The organism is Ensifer sp. ENS03 (assembly GCF_014852035.1).
In the GTDB taxonomy this organism is placed as follows: Bacteria; Pseudomonadota; Alphaproteobacteria; order Rhizobiales; family Rhizobiaceae; genus Ensifer; species Ensifer adhaerens.
Genome location: NZ_JACVAV010000042.1, coordinates 1 through 327, shown reverse-complemented (window position 1 = coordinate 327; position 327 = coordinate 1). Strand labels below are relative to the sequence as shown.

General features: G+C 63.6%; 1 pseudogene. It reads left to right on the top strand.

Annotated elements, in window-relative coordinates:
- Positions 1–327, top strand: a pseudogene (locus tag IB263_RS33890) (urocanate hydratase); the annotation flags it as partial.

The following is a 327-nucleotide window of genomic DNA, read 5'->3' as shown; positions in this document are numbered from 1 at the left end:
TGTTCCGCACCCACAAGGATGCGCCCCGCGTTCTCATCGCCAACTCCAACCTCGTGCCGCACTGGGCGACCTGGGATCACTTCAACGAGCTGGATAAGAAGGGTCTCGCCATGTACGGCCAGATGACCGCCGGCTCGTGGATCTATATCGGCACGCAAGGCATCGTTCAGGGCACCTACGAAACCTTCGTTGAAGCCGGTCGTCAGCACTATGGCGACAACCTTAAGGGCAAGTGGGTGCTGACCGGCGGCCTCGGCGGCATGGGTGGCGCCCAGCCGCTCGCCGCCGTCATGGCAGGCGCTTCGTGCCTGGCCGTCGAATGCAACC